The sequence below is a fragment of the Geotalea toluenoxydans JCM 15764 genome (assembly GCF_001311985.1).
GTDB lineage: Bacteria > Desulfobacterota > Desulfuromonadia > Geobacterales > Geobacteraceae > Geotalea > Geotalea toluenoxydans.
The window spans coordinates 14,141-28,835 of the sequence record NZ_BBCJ01000002.1; the positions used below are offsets into that span (position 1 = coordinate 14,141).

General features: G+C 54.9%; 11 protein-coding genes and 3 pseudogenes. 11 read left to right on the plus strand and 3 right to left on the minus strand.

Annotated elements, in window-relative coordinates; translation table 11 throughout:
* The first annotated feature begins 234 nt into the window (after positions 1 to 234).
* Complete coding sequence (locus JCM15764_RS01245) at positions 235 to 534, plus strand: hypothetical protein (RefSeq protein ID WP_243688124.1); 300 nt, start codon at positions 235 to 237, stop codon at positions 532 to 534.
* On the opposite strand, the gene JCM15764_RS01250 is transcribed toward JCM15764_RS01245, so the two are convergent.
* Both JCM15764_RS01250 and JCM15764_RS01255 read right to left on the minus strand, forming a co-directional pair.
* Complete coding sequence (locus JCM15764_RS01250) at positions 524 to 3,031, minus strand: helicase C-terminal domain-containing protein (protein ID WP_054692111.1); 2,508 nt, start codon at positions 3,029 to 3,031, stop codon at positions 524 to 526. The two genes, JCM15764_RS01245 and JCM15764_RS01250, sit on opposite strands and share 11 nt — an antisense overlap.
* 104 nt (positions 3,032 to 3,135) lie before the next feature.
* Positions 3,136 to 3,408, minus strand: a complete 273-nt coding sequence (locus tag JCM15764_RS01255) for a cytochrome c7 (RefSeq protein WP_054691758.1) — start codon at positions 3,406 to 3,408, stop codon at positions 3,136 to 3,138.
* A gap of 177 nt (positions 3,409 to 3,585) precedes the next feature.
* Between JCM15764_RS01255 and JCM15764_RS01260 the strand changes: the two genes are divergently transcribed.
* Together JCM15764_RS01260 and mnmL are read left to right on the plus strand one after the other, a co-directional pair.
* Positions 3,586 to 4,515 carry a helix-turn-helix transcriptional regulator gene (locus tag JCM15764_RS01260; RefSeq protein ID WP_054691760.1) on the plus strand — a complete coding sequence of 310 codons (930 nt, stop codon included), beginning with the start codon at positions 3,586 to 3,588 and terminating at the stop codon, positions 4,513 to 4,515.
* A 13-nt stretch (positions 4,516 to 4,528) separates the two neighbouring features.
* A pseudogene (gene mnmL, locus JCM15764_RS01265) lies at positions 4,529 to 5,445 on the plus strand (tRNA modification radical SAM protein MnmL/YtqA).
* Between the two features lie 54 nt (positions 5,446 to 5,499).
* On the opposite strand, the gene JCM15764_RS01270 reads toward mnmL, so the two are convergent.
* The gene (locus JCM15764_RS01270; protein WP_054692114.1) at positions 5,500 to 6,744 is read right to left on the minus strand and encodes a BamA/TamA family outer membrane protein; all 1,245 of its coding nucleotides are present in this window, start codon (positions 6,742 to 6,744) and stop codon (positions 5,500 to 5,502) included.
* A 331-nt stretch (positions 6,745 to 7,075) separates the two neighbouring features.
* Between JCM15764_RS01270 and flhA the strand changes: the two genes are divergently transcribed.
* The 8 genes and pseudogenes from flhA to flgA all read left to right on the plus strand — a co-directional run bounded on the left by flhA (position 7,076) and on the right by flgA (position 14,678).
* Positions 7,076 to 9,157, plus strand: coding sequence for a flagellar biosynthesis protein FlhA (flhA, locus tag JCM15764_RS01275; protein WP_054691762.1), 2,082 nt, complete (start codon positions 7,076 to 7,078; stop codon positions 9,155 to 9,157).
* Between the two features lie 19 nt (positions 9,158 to 9,176).
* Positions 9,177 to 9,809, plus strand: coding sequence for a flagellar biosynthesis protein FlhF (locus JCM15764_RS27625; RefSeq protein WP_369412215.1), 633 nt, complete (start codon positions 9,177 to 9,179; stop codon positions 9,807 to 9,809).
* Positions 9,746 to 10,513, plus strand: coding sequence for a flagellar biosynthesis protein FlhF (locus JCM15764_RS27630; RefSeq protein ID WP_369412216.1), 768 nt, complete (start codon positions 9,746 to 9,748; stop codon positions 10,511 to 10,513). The genes JCM15764_RS27625 and JCM15764_RS27630 overlap by 64 nt, the downstream gene beginning before the upstream one ends.
* On the plus strand, positions 10,510 to 11,430 hold the full coding sequence (locus JCM15764_RS01285; protein WP_054691764.1) for a MinD/ParA family protein: 921 nt from the start codon (positions 10,510 to 10,512) through the stop codon (positions 11,428 to 11,430). Before JCM15764_RS27630 ends, JCM15764_RS01285 begins: the two co-directional genes overlap by 4 nt.
* A pseudogene (locus tag JCM15764_RS01290) lies at positions 11,427 to 12,181 on the plus strand (FliA/WhiG family RNA polymerase sigma factor). The gene JCM15764_RS01285 and the pseudogene JCM15764_RS01290 overlap by 4 nt, the downstream one beginning before the upstream one ends.
* A gap of 53 nt (positions 12,182 to 12,234) precedes the next feature.
* Positions 12,235 to 12,969 carry a flagellar basal-body rod protein FlgF gene (gene flgF / locus JCM15764_RS01295; protein WP_054691766.1) on the plus strand — a complete coding sequence of 245 codons (735 nt, stop codon included), beginning with the start codon at positions 12,235 to 12,237 and terminating at the stop codon, positions 12,967 to 12,969.
* A 145-nt stretch (positions 12,970 to 13,114) separates the two neighbouring features.
* Positions 13,115 to 13,901, plus strand: a pseudogene (gene flgG / locus JCM15764_RS01300) (flagellar basal-body rod protein FlgG).
* Positions 13,902 to 13,970: 69 nt separating this feature from the next.
* Positions 13,971 to 14,678 (plus strand): flagellar basal body P-ring formation chaperone FlgA, encoded by a 708-nt coding sequence (gene flgA, locus JCM15764_RS01305; protein WP_054691768.1) that lies wholly within the window; start codon positions 13,971 to 13,973, stop codon positions 14,676 to 14,678.
* Positions 14,679 to 14,695: the final 17 nt, after the last annotated feature.

The window sequence follows — 14,695 nt, forward strand, 5'->3', positions numbered from 1 at the left end:
TACTTGTAAAACACTATTTTATTTGTTATGGTTCTTGCGTGGGCTGCAACTGAAAAGGCTTGATGACTGCGGAGATACTATGGCAAATGGATTTGATTACACAAGATTGAAACGTCTGATCACCATCTACTATGTGGTGCAGGGATTTCTCCTGGCGCTTTTGGCTGGAATCGCTTTCTGGCTGCAGGCACATGTGCCGCAGCAGATATTCATCAACAGTCTTATCAGGCCGTGGTGGCGCAGGTTGTTCTTTTCTACCCGGTCTACAAATTTGCTGCCTATGAAGCTACTCGCGAGGTTTCTTCCTGCAGTACGTCCCTTTCTTCCCAGGAGGTACTGGGGCTGCGGCGGAAAAGAGTGACCGGCGACATCGTCAAGGCAGGGATCTTCATCTTCTTCCTGGTATTCATCCTCAGGGCGCCGCAGCTTCCAGGCGCGCAGTTCTCCATCCTCTTCGTCTTCATCCTCATGACGCTCTGCTATTTCCAGTGCTACAACTATGTCGCCAAGCGGCAGATGAAGGCTAACCCCTGAAAAATTCCGACATTGCGGCAAAGACTTCTTCCCCTTTTCCCTTGACCATTCTTACATCGGGAAGGGAGCGAAGAAAGGACTTGCCGTAATTTTTGGACAGAACACGGCAGTCCAGGATTAGCACTGCGCCACGGTCTTCCCTGCTCCTGATCAGCCTGCCGAAGCCCTGCTTGAACTTGATCACTGCCTGGGGCACCGTGTACTCCATGAACGGGTCTCCACCCAGGGAGGCTATGTGCTCGGCCCGTGCTTCCAGGATCGGTTCTGTCGGCACCCTGAATGGCAGGCGGGTGATTATCACCTGTTCCAGCGCCTTCCCCTTGACATCCACCCCTTCCCAAAATGAGTCGGTGCCAAACAGCACAGGATTGTGCCCCTTTTTGAATTGGGAGAGGAGCAGATGCCGGTTGATCTCACCCTGGCGCATCGGGGTAAGTCCCGCCTTTTTCAGAGGCTCCGCCAGCCGGCTGTAAATACGGCTGAGCAGACTGTAGGAGGTGAAAAGAACAAAGGCTCTCCCCTGGGAAATACCCAGTGCCTGCAGCAGGTACTTGTTCAGTACCGGCTCGAATCCAGATGCCACAGGTTCGGGAATATCGGTGGGTATGCCGACAAAGGTCTGCTTTTGATAATCGAAAGGGGAGGCAAGGAGTAGCTCGCTTACCCTTGGACCGGGTACCATGCTGAGGCCGGTTCGCTTTTTCAGGTAATCGAAGCGTTCCCCCACCGCCAGGGTGGCAGAGGTGACTACAACCGTCTTGAACTTATCGAAAACAACTTTTTTCAGGGATTCCGCCACCTCCAGAGGGGAAGAGCAGAGCTTGACCACCAGCCCCTTGGTCGTCTTTTTAGATTCGAACCAGCGGCAGAATCCTTCTTCCCGCGCCACAAAGAAACGCAGGTTCACCTGGGCCGTTTCTAGCCTCCCTCTTACTCCCTTCAGATCAACCAGGCTGCCCGCCAGTTTTTCCAGCACCTTGTCGGGGAGCTTTTCACATGCCTTGAGAAAGTTCTTCAGGGCAACAGCATACTCGCCAATCTCCCGGCACAGTTCGTTGACCCGTTCTTCCACCTCGATCCACAGGGGCGTTGAGTAAATGGTAGGGGTAAGACGTAACTTGATCTCTTCCTTGCTGCCGACATCCTTGCGCAGGTGCGAGTTCAGGGCTATGCCAATGGCATCCATGGCGCGGTTCATGGTGTCGGTGAGGGTAAGCCGTCGGGGAATAAGCCTTCCTTCCAGGATGGCAGCAACCTCCATATATATGTCATCCATGGCTTCCGGCACTTCACGGGAAAGCTGGGTGGAAAGGAGCGGCAGCAATCCCCTCTGCGTCTTGCGCGGGTGCTGCAGCTTGCCGAGGATCCTCAGGAGGCCGTTGCGCGAGACTTGGGCTGAGAGAAAGCTGGTGGCCACGTCTTCCAGATGGTGCCCCTCATCGAAGATGATGCGCTCGAAGGGTGGAAGGATGGCGGTGGAGCCATAGCCGGTTTCCTGCCGCACGGCAACGTCTGCCATGAGCAGGGCGTGGTTGACCACCAGCAGGTCGGCGCCGGCTGCCTCCCGCCGGGCCTTATAGAAAAAGCAGCGGGCATAATGGGAGCACTTGACCCTGCCGCACTGATCAGCCTCACATGAGATCTCGTCCCACGTCTCATCACGGGGAATGAATGAGAGATCGCTGCGGCAGCCTTCACCTGTCTTGCCGCTCCAATCGATGATGGTCTGGAGCTCATTGGCTGCATCATCCTTGAATAGGGTCGGCTCGGCCTTGACACTCTCCAGCTTGCGCAGGCAGAGGTAATTGTTGCGCCCCTTGACCAGCACGGCCCGGAACTCAATCTCACCGTGCTTCTGGAGAAAAGGAATATCTTTCTTGATCAGCTGTTCCTGGAGATTGATGGTGTTGGTGGAGATGACGACCCTCTCCTTGTTGCGCAGACCCCAGAGGGCGGCGGGGAGGAGGTAGGCGAGGGATTTGCCGATGCCGGTACCGGCCTCGATAACGGCGATGCGCTCCTCGTTGAAGGCTTCGGCTACGGCAAAGGCCATGCGCGTTTGTTCGGCGCGGTGTTCGTAGCCCTTCAGGTTTTCGGCAAGCACTCCGCCCGGTGCATACCACCGTTCCAGTTCCGGATAGGAAAGGCGCTCCAGCACCGTGCGGGCAAAGGGGGAAACAGCCTGATAACAACGCTCCACGGCATTGTCGACGATGTAGAAGCCGACTCCCTGATTACCCATGAGGGAGGCAATCTCGATATCTGCCTGGGAAGGGGTGAGAATGCCTGAGGGGTGGTTGTGGATGACCACGTCCCCGAAGGAGGTGACGATCATGATAGCGGCTACCGCATCGGCATTGCCCCGTGCCAGCGGTTCGGCATCGATCACTACTTTGGCTTCGTCGGTGCGGCCGAGGAAAAAAACCTCGTTGCCGCCTGCGTCTGATATTGCTTCACGCATCTGCAGCAGCGCGTTTTCGGAGAAGTAACGTTTCATCTTCACTGAAGATACATGCTTTAATTGGGTGCTGCAACGAAAAAAGGGGCGGCAATACGCCGACCCCTCTTTTGGTGAAGCCATGTCTAACTAGCTGAAACAAATTACTTTTTGTGACACTCGCCACACTTGGTCGGGCCGGCTTTTTTCTCTTCGTGGCAGCCCTTGCACAGTTTGTGGGCGGCATCCTTGTTGAAATTCTCAATCTTGCCGGTCTTGTCCCCATGGCAGACTTTGCATTCCTTAAGGGTTTCCTGGTGCTTCTTGTGATTGAAGGTGACATTGCCGTTCTTTGCCTCAAGGGTAATGGTGTCCGCTGCCATGGAGGCACCTGCTGCAAACATTACCAATGCTGCTGCTGCGATCATTTTTTTCATTTTTTACTCTCCTCTTTTTGGTTGATGTTTCTGCACTATGGTGTTTAAAAAATACCATACGCATGGTAGTGTAGGTATGGACATCTATAGTAATTCCACCCGATGTCGGGTGCCAAAAGATCAAATTAAAGGGAAAAAGCCGGTTTCAATGAGGGGGAATTGTTAAAATAAATTCATATGGATAATTTATCAGATAAAAATGAAAAAGCAACTTCGGGCAGTGTCGCCATCGAAGGTGCAACCATAAAAACGGTCCGCGAGACGAAAAAGCTTACCCAGCTCTATGTGGCAAGCGTGGTAGGCGTCACCACCGATACCATTTCCCGTTGGGAAAACAACCGCTATCCGACCATCAAGAGGGAAAATGCCGAGAAACTGGCCATGGCGCTGGAAGTGAACCTTGATGAGATACTTCGCCATGAAACTGCCTGTCCGTCGGAAGAGGTCGCCGAAAGCGAACTGCCTCAACCAAAGAAAAGAAACCGGCGCGGTCTTCTGCTGGCGATATTGATCATCGCCCTTATTATAATTGCCGCTTTTTTTATCCTTTCCAATATGTCTTCTCCTGTGGCCGCCGTGAGATGGATGCCTGAATACTCTGCCCCTGGAGAGATGATGCCGGTCCAGATAACGGTGAACAGGATGGACAATACCAGCCGGGGCCTGATCATCAAGGAGAAGCTTCCACCCGGTTGGCGTCTCGTCAATGCAATGCCTCCTGCTGCATCGGGCAAAGCTCCTTCGGAAGAAATAAAGTGGCTTATTCCCGGCGGTAATGGTGCGGTAAGGATTTCCTACGTGGTGCAACTGCCCCAGGATGTGGCAATCGATACTCGCGCCGAGCTGCATGGAACCATTTTCATCCATACCGGCAGTATCAATCGTGCTGAAGCCATAAAAGGCAACGACAGGGTCACCATCGCCCCTCTCCATTGGGCCGACAGCAATGGCGACAGCCGGATAGACGACAGCGAAATCATGCCCGCCTATTATATTACCGAGGAAATGAAAAGTCTGGCGTTGGACTGGAGCGGGATCGAAGCCATCTGGAGTGGAAGTGGATACACCTGGGATCAGACCAGGAAGGGGTTCAAGGTTACCAAATGAGGCTTAGCCCCTGATGCTTGACGGAAAAAAACGCTACAATATCTTTTCCGAGGAACTGAAGAGGGTTTTCGGCTGCCGTGTCCATCGTATTTCCGTGGATGCCGGCTTCAGCTGCCCGAACCGTGACGGCACCGTAGGCAACACCGGTTGCATCTATTGCGGTGGTTCAGGTTCCGGTTCATTCGGCATAATCCGCGGCGCATCCATTGCAGAGCAGCTGGAGCACGGCAAAGAAGTGATGACCAGGAAATACAAGGCAAAGAAGTTTCTCGCCTATTTCCAGCCTTATTCCAATACCTTTGCCGCTCCTGGTCGCCTGCAGGCCCTCTACGACCAAGCATTGGCAGTGGAAGATGTGGTCGGCCTCATCGTCGGCACCCGTCCCGATTGCCTGCCTGCTGCAACACTTGATCTCCTGGCATCTTACGCACGAAAGACTTACTTCTGGCTTGAGTTGGGTCTACAGTCCCACCTGGACCGCACGCTGAGCCTGATTCGCCGGGGCCACGACTTCGCTTCATTCGTCAGGGCAGTGAAGGAATGTAAGGCCAGGCAGATCAAGGTCTGCGCCCACATCATCCTTGGGCTGCCAGGAGAGACACGGGAAGAGATGCTGGCCGGCGCCAGTATCCTCAAAGATTTGGGGGTGGATGGGGTGAAGCTGCATCTGCTCCATGTGATGCGGGATACGGCCTGGCGGATGAATATCTGCGGGGAGGGGTGAGGATTCTCGATCGGGACGAATACGTGGGATTGGTCTGCGATTTCCTGGAACTGCTGGATCCCACCATCAGCGTCCAGCGCCTGACCGGCGACGGCAATCGCGATCATCTCATAGCGCCGCTCTGGTCATTGCAGAAATTTGAAGTTCTCAATACCATCGACAATGAGCTGTTGCGGCGGGGAACTTGCCAAGGTGCGAGGTTCTAAGTTCTATGTTCTATGTTGCAACCTGGAACCTAGAACCCAGAACATAGAACCATTTTAAAATGGGTACCCCAGCCCGACGAAAACTGCCGGTCCTTCCTTGCCGATCCCCAAATCCACCCTGCCGACGATGTTGGGGCGGACCACCGCCCGGAAACCGATGCCGGGGTTGAACTCGAAGCTCCTGGTGCTGACCTTGTCCAGTCTTTCCATGACTGCTCCAAGATCTATGAACGGGGCAATCTCCCAATCCGCATTGACATCGAAAATTTCCCAACGGAACAGCCTGATCCGCTCCTCCAGATTGAGGAGAAAATAACTGCTGTCGATAAAACGGTTGCGGCCGTAACCTCTCAATGTCGTTTCCCCACCTAGAATACTTCTTTCCAGAAAAGGCACGTCATGCCCTAGGGTCTGGTTGTAGGCCAGCCGGCCGACGCTGATGAACTGCGCATTCATCAGGGGATAATAGGCTTTCATCTCCGCCTCGTAATGGCGGTAGTCGGCACTGCTGCCGAGCCTCTTCACGCTGGCTTCCACTGCGACCCTGGCATACCCTCCCCAGGTGGGCAAAGTAGGTGAATCCAGCGTGGAATAGACAATTCCCAACTTTTGGGCATGGGCAGTGAAGCCGTCCATACCCGGCACCTCGGCCGGATCGAACTTCTCACGGATAAAGGGTACCTTCGTGATGGCCCCATGCTTTATATCCACCTTCTTGAAGCGCTCGCCGACAACCAATTGGACATGCCGGAAAATTTGATAGCCGGCGGAAAGATTGAAGCCGGTTTCTTGATCGGCATAATTTGTTTCGTTTGCTTTCTGGCTGGTTTGCTGAAAGCCGAAAAAACGGGCCGAGCCGTCGGTCAGGGAGAAGAGAAAAGCATTCAGCTCCAGCTTCTTGTCGAGCAGGGTACTGTCACGTAGCTTGAATTCGAAATCTTCATTGACCTTGGTTGACTTGGAGAGTGCCACCTCCCAATAGCGGTCTTCCACGGGATAAAAGGTGGCAAAGAGAGTCGCCGTGGCGCCGAAGTTTTTGTTGTAGTTGACCTGGGGGGCGACGAGGGTGCTGACCTCTTCCTTTTTGTTGTGGAGCAGAAAAGCGGTCAGAGCTCCGAAGGTAATTCCTTCATTGGGGCTGGAAGCAATGATCGGCAGAGGAATGGAAACAACCTTTACCGGATCGGCAAATTCCTGGTTGGTCAGGGGAAAGGGAAGATTCTCCTTTGGCGCCATGGTGGTGCAACCGGCGAGGAATAAGGCCGTTATCAGAAGTAAAAGGAGGTTTTTCAGGGGCATTGGGATTTCTTTCAGCGGAGAGATTAAAAAAGAAGAAAATATATAGCCATCTCTGGTTATTTTCAACAAAAATATAGAGTTGCCTTGCCTTGGCGTCTGGAACCGGGGCAATTATCGGGTTATTCCATAAGGTCAAAATCTTGACCTTGAGCTATTCAAAATGCCGTCTTTTGCGAATGTATTTCCCGAAGGTCTACTCAAAAAACTGGCCGTTAATTCTCCCTTCTACCCTTCCCGTGGCCGCCGGCAGGCATTTTCTCCGGATGGCACAACGGTTGCACAAATGACTGCGCAGTTGAAAAGCCCATGATTTTTCAGAGGAATTTCAAATATGGCGCCGGCAGCAGAAGCAATCGACATACAGCCTTACCGGAAAAACTCCGACATTTATATGGCGGTTGCGCTCATCGGCATCCTTTCCCTGATGATCATCCCTCTGCCTGCCTTCGTTCTTGATGTCTTTCTTGCGGCCAATATCACCATTGCCCTGGTAATCCTGCTGGTCAGCCTCTACACCATCCAGGCCCTGGACTTCTCCATCTTCCCCTCCATCCTCCTGATAACCACATTATTCCGCCTGGCCCTGAACATCGCTTCCACCCGCCTGATCCTGCTCCATGGCAGTGAAGGGGCCGAGGCTGCCGGTGCTGTCATCAAGGCTTTCGGCCTTTTTGTTGTCGGCGGCAACTATGTGGTCGGCGCCGTAATCTTCCTTATTCTCGTTGTCATCAATTTTGTCGTCATAACCAAAGGCGCCGGACGGGTGGCGGAGGTCGCCGCCCGCTTCACCCTCGATGCCATGCCGGGCAAGCAGATGGCCATCGATGCCGATCTGTCCAACGGCCTCATCACCGACAAGGAAGCCAAAGCCCGCCGGTCCAAAATTTCCCGTGAGGCGGACTTCTACGGCTCCATGGACGGCGCCAGCAAGTTCGTCAGGGGTGATGCCGTTGCCGGCATCCTCATCATGCTCATCAACATCATCGGTGGCTTCGTCATCGGCGTCTGGCAGCAGGGGATGGAACTGGCCGCAGCCCTGTCCAATTATACACTGCTGACGGTGGGGGAGGGACTGGTTGCTCAAATACCGGCACTGATCATATCCACCGCCGCCGGCATCATCGTTACCCGCTCCGCAGACGAAAAGAACTTCGGCCATGAAATCTCCGGCCAGCTTCTGAACTATCCCAAGGCTTTTTACATTGCCTCCGGCGTCATGTTTGTCTTTGCACTGATCCCCGGCCTGCCGCACTTCCCGTTCCTGCTCATTTCCGGGGCAGCCTTCATGGCCGGGCGGTTGGCGGTTGAGAAAAAAGAGGTGCAACAGGAGGAGATGGCGGCAGCGGGCGCCCTGGAGCCGGAGGACGCCGATCAGATCAGCTCCATTCGTCCGCTGGATATGCTGGAGCTTGAAGTGGGGTACGGACTGGTGCCGATGGTGGATGCGGCCCAGAACGGAGAGCTCCTGGACAGGATTCGCTCCATCCGCAAACAGTATGCCCAGCGGATGGGTTTCATTGTCCCCCCCATCCATATCCACGACAACCTGCAGTTGAAGCCCTACGAATACAACATTATGATCAACGGCGCCAAGGTGAGCGGCGGCGAGCTGAACGGACAATATCTGGCCATGGACGCCGGTAGCGCCTCGGGTAACCTTGAAGGCACACGCACCACTGAACCGGTTTTCGGCCTCCCCGCCATCTGGATCAAGGGTAAAGATCGGGAACAGGCCCAGGTTTATGGTTATACCGTGGTTGACAACACGACCATACTGGCTACCCACGTCAGCGAGATCATCAAGAAACACGCCCATGAGCTGGTGGGCCGACAGGAGCTGCAGCAGCTTCTGGACAGCCTGTCTTCGACGCTGCCCAAGGTGGTGGAAGAGCTGGTTCCCTCGCTGCTGAGTCTGGGTACGGTTTTGCGGGTCGTCAAGAACCTGCTTCGTGAAAACGTCTCCATCCGCGACTTGCGCTCGATTCTGGAAACCCTTGCCGACTACGGCGGGGTAACCAAGGACCCGGAAACCCTGACCGAGTTTGTCCGCCAGAGCCTCGGCCGCTACATTGTCGAACAGTACAAGAGGGAGGATGATACCCTCTGGGTTCTCACCCTCGATCGGGAGGTGGAGGAATCCATCGCCGATGCGGTACAGATATCCGAGCAGGGGAGCTATCTGGCCATCGAACCGGCCACCGCCCAGAAAATTCTGGCCGCGATACGCAAGGCGGCTGAGAAATTCGACCAGACCGGGACGGCGCCGGTGGTGATTGCCTCCCCTAGCGTCAGAAGGCATATGAAGAAACTGACCGACCGTTACATGCCGAATCTTGCGGTGATCTCCCATAATGAAATCCCGCCCAGCATAAAAATCCAATCGATAGGGATGGTGAGTCTCGATGCTAGTTAAAACATTTCAGGCGGTAGATATGTCGGAGGCCTTGAAGATGGTCAAGGCCGAAATGGGGCTGGATGCAATGATCCTCTCTTCGAAACAGGAGCGGCGCAGGGGAATTCTCGGCTTTTTCTCCAAACCTTACTTCGAAGTAACGGCAGCTCTGGAACAGAAAAAAGTCCAACGCCCTGTTCATTACCAGGAAAAACCTGAGCGTGAACTGAGCACCAGGGAAGAGTTCCAGAATTCCATGCTGGCGCCTCTGGCTCGGGAACTGCGGGAGCTGAGGGAGCGGGTTGAAGTGCTGGCAAAGAAGGATGCCGAAAAGAAGGATGCCGAAAAAAAGGAGGCCCTTCCCCCGACGGCAGCGGAAAAGTCTGAAGACGAGATCAAGCCATTTCAACCGCAAAAGGAGGGGAATGCTCCCCGGATTTTTGCCAGGGAGGATATGGAAGAGATAAAGAAACTGCTGCTCAATGCGGTTGCAGCCAAGGAGGAGAAAGGTCGAAGCCGGTATCGTTCCCGGTGGTCAGTACCGAGGATAAGGTGTGTGTCAAAAATTTGGCTGACGACTGCGAACTATCTGATGAAGCGCTGGAGCTTTTGGCCAATGAGCTGCGCTCGGAAGAGGTCGGTACCGACAGTATTCATGCCCTGCTTGAGCTGATCAGGCCTGCAGCCGAACTGGGTGAAGAGTTGGAGGCGCTGAGGGAGCGGCTTGTTGATGCCTTTGCCGGGATCATCAAATGTTCCGGCCCCTTGCGTCTCAGAAAGACCGGCCCGCGCATCATGGCCACTGTAGGCCCCACCGGGGTCGGCAAGACCACCACCATAGCCAAGCTGGCCGCCATGTACGCCCTGAACCGCGGGGCGCGTGTCGCCATGGTCACCACCGACAATTTCAGGGTCGGCGCCGTTGAGCAGCTGAAGACCTATTCCAAAATAATGGATGTGCCGCTGGAAGTGGCCGCCACTGCCAAGGAGCTTGAGGCTGTTTTGGCGAAACATGCGGACAAGGACCTGATCCTCATCGATACGGCCGGCAGAAGTCCCAAAGACCGGGAAAAGCTGGAGGAACTGAAGGTCTACCTGGAATCCTGTCCCGGCATCGAGACCTATCTCTGTATTTCCGCCACCACCCGGGACCGGGAGATGAATGAAATCGTCGCCCAATACAGCCTGCTTCCCATTACCAGACTGCTCTTCACCAAGCTTGATGAGAGCGAAAGTTACGGCTGTATTGTCAACGCCCAGGTGCGTAACAGGTTCCCCCTTTCCTATTTCACCACCGGACAGAAGGTGCCTGAGGACATCGAAGTGGCGACGGCGCGAAAACTAGCCAACCTGGTGCTGAGGGAGACGGAGAAATGAGCAGCGATCAGGCTGACACCCTGCGGCAGCTGGCCGGCACCGTTAATGTTACCCGGCGCGATGTGAACCTTTATGCAGGAAGGATCAGCAGCCGCCAGGATATCCGCGTGATATCGGTAACCAGCGGTAAAGGGGGCGTCGGCAAGAGCAATGTGGTGGTTAATCTGGCGGTGTCTCTGGCAAACCAGGGGAAAAAAGTGCTGGTGATTGATGCCGATCTGGGGGTGGGAAACATCGATATCCTTCTCGGCCTGCGCCCTGTATTCACCATGAATCATGTCCTGTCCGGCGAAAAGAGCCTGAACGAGATCATTATCAGTGCAGCGGGGGGGATAAAAGTGGTGCCTGCCGGACTGGGAGTGCAGGAATATACCAGTCTCGGTACGCCGGAGCGGCTCAAACTCCTTGATGAGCTGGACCGGCTGGAAGAGGATTTCGATGTCTTTATCATCGACACCGAGGCGGGGATTTCGGAAAACGTCACCTATTTCAACGTGGCGGCCCGGGAGATCCTGGTCGTTGTCACTCCTGAACCCACCTCCATAACCGATGTTTATGCACTGATCAAACTGTTGTCGACCCGTTACGGTGAACGGCATTTCAAGGTGCTGGTGAATATGGCCAGGGACCAGAAGGACGCGGTGGGGGTCTACGACAAGCTTTATAATGTAGCGGACCGTTTTCTCGATGTATCCATGGATTTTATGGGTTGCATATTGCGGGATGACCTGGTGGGTGAGGCGGTAAGAAGGCAAAAACCGGTTTGCCAGCTGTACCCTAATGGCAAGGCCTCCCGTTGTTACACTGCACTGGCGAGAAGGATAATGGCAAGCGGCTGCGACAACCGGCTGAAGGGGAATATCCAGTTCTTGTCCCGGAAAAATTTCCCCAGCACCGCAGGATTGGAGTGTATATGAACTGTCTTCTCAAGGCTTACGAACAAGAGGCTCAACGTACTGCTATCCCCGACAGGGACGAACTGGTGGTTTCCCACCTGCCCTGGTGAAATTCCTGGTGGACAGGATTGCTTCCGCTCTTCCCCCGCACCTGGACCGGGATGACTTGAGGAGTGCAGCCGTCATTGGACTTATTTCCGCTGCAGAACGTTTTGATCCGACTCGGGGGGTCATGTTCAAGACCTTTGCCGAGCAGCGCATCAGGGGCACAATCATGGACGAGCTTCGCTCCCAGGATTGGCTGACCCGCTCCCTGCGGGATAAGTTCAAACGCCTGGAGCGTGAGTTTTCCGCCCTGGAGCAGCGTCTGGGGAGAAACCCCTCCAGCGATGAGGTCGCTGCGGCCATGGGACTGGATCTTGAGGACTACTTTCATCTTCTGGAAGAGATCCATTTCCTTTCCTTTGTCAGCCTCGATGATGCCTGGATGGATGAAGACGGCAGCCCGCTGGGACTCCTGGACGTACTGGAGGATAAGGGGATCGAGAGCCCGCAGAACCAGCTAATAGCCAGACAGACGGTGGAAAATCTGGCCGAAGCCATCGATAACCTCCCTGAAAAGGAGCGGATCGTCATTACCCTTTACTATTACGAAGAGATGAACCTGAAGGAGATCGGCGCCGTGCTCCATTTGACAGAGTCGCGGATTTCGCAGCTGCACAGCCAGGCATTGCTCCGTTTGCGGGGCAGGATGAAGCTTCATCGGCCATGACAGGTTTTGAAAAGGATTTGGCGGTCACAAGCCTTCTACAAAAGGAGCATTAAATGAACAGCGGTCTTTATGCGGCACTCTCAGGCAACCTGGCGGCCATGCGCAGGCTGGATGTGATCAGCAACAATCTGGCTAACGCCAATACCGCCGGTTTCAAGGGCGATCGCCTGCAATTCGAGAGTGTTCTCGCTTCATCGAAGAGCCAGTCGCAAGCGGCAGCCGGCCCCAATGACTCGCCGGTATTCAGCAGCGAAATATTTTTTACCGACTACTCGCCCGGACCGCTCAAGCAGACCGGCAACACCCTGGATGTGGCCCTGGACGGGGACGGTTTCTTTGTCGTCAATACGCCCCAGGGGAGGGCCTACACCAGGCAGGGCAACTTCCGGATGGACTCCGCAGGGCGACTGGTGACCAGCGAAGGTTACGAGGTGCAGGGTGGGGGGCCGATCACCATCAACGGCGGCCGCGTGGACATCGATGCCAGGGGCGCAATTCTCGTGGATGGGACACCTGCCGGGACCCTGGACATCGTCGATTTCCAGAAGCCGTATGCTTTGCAGAAATTGGGCGAAGGTCTCTTTATCCCGGCCAATCCCCAGGAAACGCCGGTGAACGTAACGACGACCACCGTGCAGCAGGGGACCCTGGAGGGATCCAATGTCAACGTGGTTGCCGAGATGGTCCGGATGATAGAAACGACTCGCTACTTCGAATCCTGCCAGAAAGTTGTGAGAAGCTACGATGACATTACGGGAAAGGCAGCCAATGACCTGGGAAGGGTTTAAGGCTGTTCTACGTTCTATGTTCGAGGTTCTAGGTTAAAACCCAGAACCCAGAACTAGAACACAGAACATAGAACACAGAACACAGAACACAGAACACAGAACATAGAACATAGAAAACATAGAACAGATTTTAAGGAGGTTATCAATGATCAGGGCATTATGGACGGCAGCATCAGGGATGCAGGCTCAGCAATTGAATATCGACGTGGTTGCCAACAACCTGGCCAACGTCAACACCACCGGCTTCAAGAAGAGCCGTGCCGATTTCCATGACCTCATGTACCAGAGCATGAAAACCAGTGGCGCCCCATCAACAATGCCACCCAGATCCCCACCGGCATCCAGGTTGCCTTGGCTCAAAGCCGGCAGCAGTCACCAAGATATTCACCACCGGCAACGTCACCCAGACCGGCAACGAGCTGGATGTAGCCATCGAGGGAGATGGATTTTTCCAGATACAGATGCCCGATGGCTCCACCGAATATACCAGGGCCGGCGCTTTCAAAAAGGACAGCCAGGGGCGTGTGGTCACTTCCGAGGGATACCCGCTTCTGCCTGAGGTGGTCATCCCCAACAATACCACGAGCATTACCATCGGTAACGATGGTACTGTCTCGGTCATCCAGTCGGGACAGACCTCACCGACCAGCGTCGGCACCATCCAGCTGGCCACCTTTTCCAACCCGGCCGGACTCTCCAGCCAGGGGCATAACCTCTTCAAGGAGACCGAATCATCGGGGGCGGCAACCACCGGCACTTCCGGGCAGAACGGCATCGGCACACTCAGCCAGGGCTACCTGGAAATGAGCAACGTCAGCGTCGCCGAGGAGATGGTCAACATGATCGTCGGCCAGAGGGCGTACGAGATCAACTCCAAGGCGGTTCAGGCGGCGGATGAGATGTTGCAGACAGCTAACAATCTGAAGCGGTAAAGAATCCCTCCCCCCGACCCCCTCCTTTATGCCTTATGGTACATAAAGGGAGGGGGAGGAGTACCGATAATGAAACGTGCCTTACTGACAGCCCTGCTGCTTCTTATCTTCGGCATTATCCCTGCCCTGGCCGCAAGCCAGACGGTGAAGGAGGCGGTGGTCCGCCAGGTGGTTATCGACTACCTGCAGCAGAAGTGCGACAATCTGGGACTGGAGATCAACATCAAAAAGATTGTCTATAGCGGCGATCTGTCCCTTTCTGCCGGCGACCTGAGTTATGAAGTGGTGGCGCCAGACCGCTGGGAAGGGTGGGGCAGCGCCAATCTTGCCCTCATCATCCGGGTTGACGGGCGGGTCGAGCGCAATGTGCCGGTCAAGGTGGAGGTGGAGGCCATGGCCGAGATGGTGGTGGCGGTCCGTCCCCTTGAGCGTGGTGAAGTCATCGGTGCGGCAGATGTTGCGGTGCAGAAACGGGGGCTTTCCCGGCTGCAGGGCCGTTTTGTCCGTGATGTGGACGAAGTTGTTGGGAAAAGGGTACGCACCGCCATTCGCGGCAACAATCCCATCAGACCTGATTTTCTGGAAAGAGTACCGCTGATTAAAAGCGGCCAACTGGTTACCATCGTGGCGGAAAACGAATCGTTACGCATAACGGCCGCCGGCAAGGCTAGGAACTCGGGGGCGGAAGGAGATACGGTAATGGTGAGGAATCTTGCTTCCCAAAAAGAACTTCCGGCACGGGTTATCGATGCTGAAACGGTGAAGGTGGATTTTTGACCATGAATATTCAAAGC

Excerpts from the sequence above, each read along its gene's own strand:
- JCM15764_RS01250 (WP_054692111.1), bottom strand. The coding sequence starts at position 3,031 with ATGAAACGTTACTTCTCCGAAAACGCGCTGCTGCAGATGCGTGAAGCA.
- JCM15764_RS01255 (WP_054691758.1), bottom strand. The coding sequence starts at position 3,408 with ATGAAAAAAATGATCGCAGCAGCAGCATTGGTAATGTTTGCAGCAGGT.
- JCM15764_RS01260 (WP_054691760.1), top strand. The coding sequence starts at position 3,586 with ATGGATAATTTATCAGATAAAAATGAAAAAGCAACTTCGGGCAGTGTC.
- JCM15764_RS01270 (WP_054692114.1), bottom strand. The coding sequence starts at position 6,744 with ATGCCCCTGAAAAACCTCCTTTTACTTCTGATAACGGCCTTATTCCTC.
- flhA (WP_054691762.1), top strand. The coding sequence starts at position 7,076 with ATGGCGCCGGCAGCAGAAGCAATCGACATACAGCCTTACCGGAAAAAC.
- JCM15764_RS27625 (WP_369412215.1), top strand. The coding sequence starts at position 9,177 with ATGTCGGAGGCCTTGAAGATGGTCAAGGCCGAAATGGGGCTGGATGCA.
- JCM15764_RS01285 (WP_054691764.1), top strand. The coding sequence starts at position 10,510 with ATGAGCAGCGATCAGGCTGACACCCTGCGGCAGCTGGCCGGCACCGTT.
- flgF (WP_054691766.1), top strand. The coding sequence starts at position 12,235 with ATGAACAGCGGTCTTTATGCGGCACTCTCAGGCAACCTGGCGGCCATG.
- flgA (WP_054691768.1), top strand. The coding sequence starts at position 13,971 with ATGAAACGTGCCTTACTGACAGCCCTGCTGCTTCTTATCTTCGGCATT.